This window comes from Microcoleus sp. (assembly GCF_049646505.1).
Lineage (GTDB): Bacteria > Cyanobacteriota > Cyanobacteriia > Cyanobacteriales > Microcoleaceae > Microcoleus.
Genome location: NZ_JBARVX010000375.1, coordinates 1 through 4,354, shown reverse-complemented (window position 1 = coordinate 4,354; position 4,354 = coordinate 1). Strand labels below are relative to the sequence as shown.

5 protein-coding genes are annotated in these 4,354 nt (G+C 44.9%); 1 reads left to right on the top strand and 4 read right to left on the bottom strand.

The features are described from left to right. Window positions 1–11: 11 nt before the first annotated feature. The 3 genes from WBA89_RS18910 to WBA89_RS18900 form a co-directional block, all read right to left on the bottom strand. A complete protein-coding gene (locus tag WBA89_RS18910) occupies window positions 12–374 on the bottom strand; it encodes a hypothetical protein (RefSeq protein ID WP_424408746.1) in 363 nt (120 codons plus the stop codon). Beyond that, complete coding sequence (locus tag WBA89_RS18905) at window positions 343–525, bottom strand: hypothetical protein (protein ID WP_424408745.1); 183 nt, start codon at window positions 523–525, stop codon at window positions 343–345. The genes WBA89_RS18910 and WBA89_RS18905 overlap by 32 nt, the downstream gene beginning before the upstream one ends. A gap of 182 nt (window positions 526–707) precedes the next feature. Beyond that, window positions 708–1,118 (bottom strand): MAPEG family protein, encoded by a 411-nt coding sequence (locus WBA89_RS18900; RefSeq protein ID WP_424408744.1) that lies wholly within the window; start codon window positions 1,116–1,118, stop codon window positions 708–710. 237 nt (window positions 1,119–1,355) lie between these two features. Here WBA89_RS18900 and WBA89_RS18895 point away from each other — a divergent pair, with 237 nt between their 5' ends. Then, complete coding sequence (locus tag WBA89_RS18895; RefSeq protein WP_424408743.1) at window positions 1,356–2,390, top strand: DUF389 domain-containing protein; 1,035 nt, start codon at window positions 1,356–1,358, stop codon at window positions 2,388–2,390. Between the two features lie 248 nt (window positions 2,391–2,638). Here WBA89_RS18895 and WBA89_RS18890 read toward each other — a convergent pair. Next, window positions 2,639–4,354: ABC transporter ATP-binding protein (locus tag WBA89_RS18890; protein WP_424408742.1), on the bottom strand; the 1,716-nt coding region annotated here is incomplete at its 5' end.

The following is a 4,354-nucleotide window of genomic DNA, read 5'->3' as shown; positions in this document are numbered from 1 at the left end:
TCCCTTTCATTTTAATAGTGCCTGCAAATTTCTGTGAGTTGTGTATTAATACTGGCAATTTTAGCCGCATTTACTGTAGCATAATTGGGCGAGGATATTTTAAACTCTTTGTGACAAAGCTGAGAGCGCAATTTTTCATCAATCTCCAGAATCTCCCCTTCTGAGGTTAAAAGTTTCTGCAACAAAATTGTAATTTCCTGTTCTAGTTGGCGATTTCCCTGTAGAAAAAAATCTTGAGAATTAGAACGGAACAAACCGCTATTGATTTGCTGAAGTTCGCTGGATATCAGGACTTGGGCTGACGCAGCCGCAGGAAATCCAAAAGATAGCGCCAGCGACAAGCTAGGAATTATCTTTTTGAGAATGCTGTTCATGACTTGGGATAGGATTTTTTACCTCTGTCGGTTTTTCTTCTTCTGAGTCACTTGCTAATTCATCTTCTTGTTCGATTTTTTCTTGCCACTCGACAAGTTGCTGAAAAAGGTGCTGGTTAATTTCAAATACGGGTTTGTTGGTTTCTGACATATTGACTCCTAAAATTTATTAGATTTAACATCGAATCCGGTTGCACCGGAATTAATATTACCCGAAATCAGGACACGGCAGTGCCGTTTCCCTACAATTAAGCGGGCGACAGTTACATCTTTCATTGAGGAAGATCGATCGTTTTGGGACGCAAGAAACGGCACTGCCGTCTCTGCGGTTGCTTAAAGCTTCAGCAGGGACATAATTATGCCAATTAAGGAACCGCCCAGCAAAGTTAAAGTAGCTAATGTACTGATGCCAAATCCTGCTGCTCGTTTTTCGGCCGCCTGATAGTAACCCCAAGCAAATAAAATGCGTCCAACTATCCAAACTGCGCCGATACCGGCTGCCCAAATTGGGCTGATAAATTGCGAAAACAGCCACAGCGAGGGCAAAAATAAAATTATTTGCTCTAAGGTATTTTGCTGAACTCGCACTACTCGCTCAAAGTCTGGGTTTCCTGTCATCTGGGGGGGAGAAACTTTGTATTTGAATCTGGCTCTGCCGACGTTGATGGTAACAACGAAGTAGAGAATTAATGCTGAAACAGTAATGAGACTGGGCCAAAGTGTGACGTTTGCTTCTGCGAGCATGATTCGTTATGATTGTGCTGAGTATATATTTTGATTGTAGCTCAATTTTTGTCGATCGCGCTATTGCATAGTTATCGAGTCATTCAAGGCAGTGTATCTTATTCAAATGCTCGGTATTTAGCAGTCCCGCAGCAATTAGTTCTGGGTTCCATACCCTCCAAAAGTTGCGGGCCCGGATTGTGCTTTTTTTGAGAGCACCTGCATACCTGCACCAGCCACAGACTTTAGGAGACTATTGTGTTGAAAAATATTAGAAACCGTTTTAAATTTTTGACCGGGAAGAGGATCGCTCCAGAGCAGTTAAATCAAATACTACTTGAAGTGTTGGAAGAGTCAAGCCTAGATATTAACTATCTTGTCTTAATTTTCGGTTCCTGTGTAATCGCTACCTTGGGACTTATTTCTAATAGTGCAGCAGTGATTATCGGTGCGATGATCGTTGCGCCTCTGATGTTGCCAATCCGGGGGTTAGCATTTGCAGCGGTTGAAGGCGATTTGCTTTTGTTCCGCAAAAGTTTAAGTGCATTAGCAGTGGGGACGGTGCTAGCAATTTTTTTGGCTTGGTTGCTGGGTGTTTTGGTCAAAATTCCCGATTTTGGGAGCGAAGTTTTAGCTCGTTCTGAACCTACATTACTAGACTTGGGAATTGCGATCGCCGCTGGGGGAATCAGCGGTTATGCCAAAATTCAGCCGAAAGTTTCTGGTACTCTGGCGGGAACTGCGATCGCCGTGGCTCTGATGCCGCCAATTTGTGTTATAGGTTTAGGCTTATCTCAAGCTAACTGGTCCCTGAGTTTGGGAGCAAGCCTGCTTTATCTGACCAATTTGCTGGGAATTACTCTATCCTGTATGCTGACATTTTTAATTGCCGGCTACACGCCCCTGCACCGCGCTGGTAAAGCCCTTTTTTGGGCTTTAGGATTGACGGGTATACTTGTGATTCCTTTGGGGGTGAGTTTTGCGGAATTGATCGACCAAGCGCAACTAGAAGCTAGTTTGAGGCGGGCGCTGCTCAACAAAACTATCACTTTTCAACGGGTGGAACTGATGGAAAGCAATACTAACTGGTTGGTGAAACCGCCGGAAGTTCGTCTGATTGTTCGCAGCAACGAACCTTTGACACCGAAACAAGTGCTGCTTTTAGAAAAATTTGTGGAAAAAGAAATGGGTCGAAAGTTTACCCTGATTTTTCAAGTCGATAAAGTTCAAGAAGTCCGGCGAGAAACTCGGAATAAGGACTCGAACAAAAAAGGGGTTTCTCAACCCAAATAACAATCATTCTCTTGAGAAAAAGCTCTCGCAAAGCGCCACCTGCAGCATATTTCATTGAGAGCCTAGAACTCTCAATAAACCGGGTTAGGAATGAAAATTTAATAACTTAAGCGACTGCTCGTTACCAGGCTCTGCCTGGTAATGCAGATAGGCGAGGCTCTGCCTCCTTTGAGGAAAGCAACTTACAGGAGAGAGGACTGTAGGAGGTATTTAAGTTATTAAATTTTCGATCGTTAGGAGCGCTTTGGTCAGTGCAGTAATTCCTCTAGTTTTTGCTGGTTCCACAAAAATTGATAAAGCCCTGTTTGCCCTACCAATTCTTTGTGAGTGCCGCTCTGAACTATTTCTCCTTTTTCCATCACAAAAATGCGGTCGGCAGTAGCAGCGGCCGACATCTGATGCGAGATAAAAATCACTGTTTTGCGATCGGTTCCGGTTGCCAAGTTATGTAAAATGTCGGCAGCAGTTTGATTGTCTACGCTGGAAAGTGCATCGTCCAAAATTAGCACTGGAGCGTCAACTAACAAAGCCCTAGCTAAGGCTGTCCGCTGCCGCTGTCCGCCGGATAAGGTGATGCCGCGTTCGCCGACAACTGTTTTGTATTGCTGCGGAAAGTTGAGGATTTCGCCGTGAATTTGGGCTTGTTTTGCTGCTGATTCAACTTCTGGCTGTTCCGCTAAAGGATTGCCGTAGCGGATGTTATTCTTGATGGTAGTGCCGAACAAAAAGCTTTCTTGGGGCACGTAGGCGATCGCCCCGCGCAATTCCTTCAATTTGACTTCGGTAATATCCTGTCCGTCAACAAATAACTGACTCGGAGCGATATCTAGCAAGCGCGGCAGCGCATTGGCTAAGGTTGATTTGCCCGATCCGATCGCCCCAACAATTGCGACTGTTTCGCCCGGTTTTATGGTAAAATCAACATCTTTTAGCGCTGGTATTTTAGCGTCTGGATAGGTAAAATTTAAGTTGTTGGCTACAATTTCGCCGATTACTGGAGTTGGCAGTTCAACTGCACCGGCAGCATCCTTAATTTGCGGTTCCACAGTCAAAATTGATTCGATGCGATCGACACTCACTTCTCCCCGCTGGTAAGCAGTAATTGTGAAACCCAACAGCGCTGTCGGAAACACTAAACGCTCGACATAAATCAGCAAGGCTACAAAATCGCCAATGCTAATGTCGCCCTTAGCAATTGCCCCGCCACCAGCAGAAAGCAGCACCAGCAAACTGATGCTTGCCAAACCGCCCAGCAGCGGAAAAATAAAGTTTCTAGTTTTAGCTAATTCCAAGTTTGCTGATAGCAACTGTGCGTTGCGGTAGCCAAAAGCGCGGCGTTCGTTTTCTTCTTGGGCGTAGATTTTAATTACGGAAATCCCGCTCATATCCTCTTGAATTAAGTCGCTCATCGCCGATAGTTCTTCTTGCACGTCTAACTGCTGGATGCGAAGTTTGTCGCTAAATAGCTGTACCAAAACCAGCATTAAAGGATAAACTGCGATCGCCAACAGCGTCAGGCGTACATCGATTCCCAGCATCACCGGCAAACTCAAAGCATAGGCAAATGCCGTATTCGCCAAACTCAGCACCGCAAACCCCACCAAGCGGCGAATATTGTCTAAATCGGAAGTAGCCCGGTTAATTAAATCCCCTACCGTATTGGCAGCAAAATAAGACGGTTCTAATGTTAATAAATGATTAAATATTTGCTGTTTGAGGTCAAATTCAACTTGACGCCCCACGCCAAACAGCAAAATCCGCGACACCATCCGAATTCCCCACATAATTGAGGCGAGGAGCAGAATTAGGAGCACGTAGTTGAAAACTTGGTCAAATTTAGTGGCAACTTGGAGAGTGTCAATGGCATTCCGAATCAGCAGGGGAATGTAAACGCCCACAGCATTGACAATTAATAGCGAAAAAATGCCCCAAAATGTGGGTTTCCAGTGGGGGCGCATATAAGA

Excerpts from the sequence above, each read along its gene's own strand:
- WBA89_RS18900 (WP_424408744.1), bottom strand. The coding sequence starts at position 1,118 with ATGCTCGCAGAAGCAAACGTCACACTTTGGCCCAGTCTCATTACTGTT.
- WBA89_RS18905 (WP_424408745.1), bottom strand. The coding sequence starts at position 525 with ATGTCAGAAACCAACAAACCCGTATTTGAAATTAACCAGCACCTTTTT.
- WBA89_RS18910 (WP_424408746.1), bottom strand. The coding sequence starts at position 374 with ATGAACAGCATTCTCAAAAAGATAATTCCTAGCTTGTCGCTGGCGCTA.